This window comes from Acinetobacter sp. C15 (assembly GCF_013420645.1).
GTDB classification, from domain to species: domain Bacteria; phylum Pseudomonadota; class Gammaproteobacteria; order Pseudomonadales; family Moraxellaceae; genus Acinetobacter; species Acinetobacter indicus.
In genome coordinates, this window is record NZ_VOXR01000118.1 from 1 (window position 1) to 1504 (window position 1504).

Consider the following 1504-nt stretch of genomic DNA (forward strand, 5'->3'; position numbering starts at 1 on the left):
TGTTCCATTTTAGAGATTTGTTTAAGATAAGATATAACTCATTGAGATGTGTCATAGTATTCGTCGTTAGAAAACAATTATTGTGACATTATTTCAATGAGTTATCTATTTTTGTCGTGTACAGAGATTATTATAGAAGCCCCCATGAATAAATCGCTCATCATTTTCGGCATCGTCAACATAACCTCGGACAGTTTCTCCGATGGAGGCCGGTATCTGGCGCCAGACGCAGCCATTGCGCAGGCGCGTAAGCTGATGGCCGAGGGGGCAGATGTGATCGACCTCGGTCCGGCATCCAGCAATCCCGACGCCGCGCCTGTTTCGTCCGACACAGAAATCGCGCGTATCGCGCCGGTGCTGGACGCGCTCAAGGCAGATGGCATTCCCGTCTCGCTCGACAGTTATCAACCCGCGACGCAAGCCTATGCCTTGTCGCGTGGTGTGGCCTATCTCAATGATATTCGCGGTTTTCCAGACGCTGCGTTCTATCCGCAATTGGCGAAATCATCTGCCAAACTCGTCGTTATGCATTCGGTGCAAGACGGGCAGGCAGATCGGCGCGAGGCACCCGCTGGCGACATCATGGATCACATTGCGGCGTTCTTTGACGCGCGCATCGCGGCGCTGACGGGTGCCGGTATCAAACGCAACCGCCTTGTCCTTGATCCCGGCATGGGGTTTTTTCTGGGGGCTGCTCCCGAAACCTCGCTCTCGGTGCTGGCGCGGTTCGATGAATTGCGGCTGCGCTTCGATTTGCCGGTGCTTCTGTCTGTTTCGCGCAAATCCTTTCTGCGCGCGCTCACAGGCCGTGGTCCGGGGGATGTCGGGGCCGCGACACTCGCTGCAGAGCTTGCCGCCGCCGCAGGTGGAGCTGACTTCATCCGCACACACGAGCCGCGCCCCTTGCGCGACGGGCTGGCGGTATTGGCGGCGCTGAAAGAAACCGCAAGAATTCGTTAACTGCACATTCGGGATATTTCTCTATATTCGCGGTTCAGCAGGCATGTCCCCTTTGAGGGCGACCCGACGACAGGATAATCGACCTTATGGTGCGCAAATATTTCGGCACAGACGGTATTCGTGGCAAAGCCAACGAAGGCGCGATGACGGCGGAAACCGCCTTGCGCGTCGGCATGGCGGCTGGCCGTGTCTTTCGTCGCGGTGACCACCGCCATCGTGTCGTGATCGGCAAGGATACGCGCCTGTCGGGCTATATGCTTGAACCCGCGCTCACAGCCGGTTTCACCTCGATGGGCATGGACGTATTCCTTTTTGGCCCGCTGCCGACAACGTATAGGAAGAATAAACGCCCTTTTCACCCAAGTCCAACAGCTTTGGACCGCAGTTGACTCTTTCGACACCCCTGCGATGCAACCTAATCCGGCTGACGGGGAGCCAGCAACGCTGAAAATTTACCCTCCTCTTTCCCACTAGCGGCTCCTTTTCCGACAACCAGCACGGCGGATCCCTGCCGCGGCGCTGTGAACGCAGCATTTTGATTGGT

At 56.5% G+C, this 1504-nt stretch carries 2 protein-coding genes; both read left to right on the forward strand.

Annotated features, from left to right (window positions below; all coding sequences use genetic code 11):
* Positions 1 to 144: 144 nt before the first annotated feature.
* Positions 145 to 960 carry a sulfonamide-resistant dihydropteroate synthase Sul2 gene (gene sul2 / locus FTT63_RS15400; protein ID WP_001043260.1) on the forward strand — a complete coding sequence of 272 codons (816 nt, stop codon included), beginning with the start codon at positions 145 to 147 and terminating at the stop codon, positions 958 to 960.
* Positions 961 to 1046: 86 nt separating this feature from the next.
* Positions 1047 to 1349: a phosphoglucosamine mutase gene (locus FTT63_RS15405; protein WP_000251875.1), complete on the forward strand. Its 303-nt coding sequence runs from the start codon at positions 1047 to 1049 to the stop codon at positions 1347 to 1349.
* The last annotated feature ends 155 nt before the right edge of the window (positions 1350 to 1504 follow it).

Excerpts from the sequence above, each read along its gene's own strand:
- sul2 (WP_001043260.1), top strand. The coding sequence starts at position 145 with ATGAATAAATCGCTCATCATTTTCGGCATCGTCAACATAACCTCGGAC.
- FTT63_RS15405 (WP_000251875.1), top strand. The coding sequence starts at position 1,047 with ATGGTGCGCAAATATTTCGGCACAGACGGTATTCGTGGCAAAGCCAAC.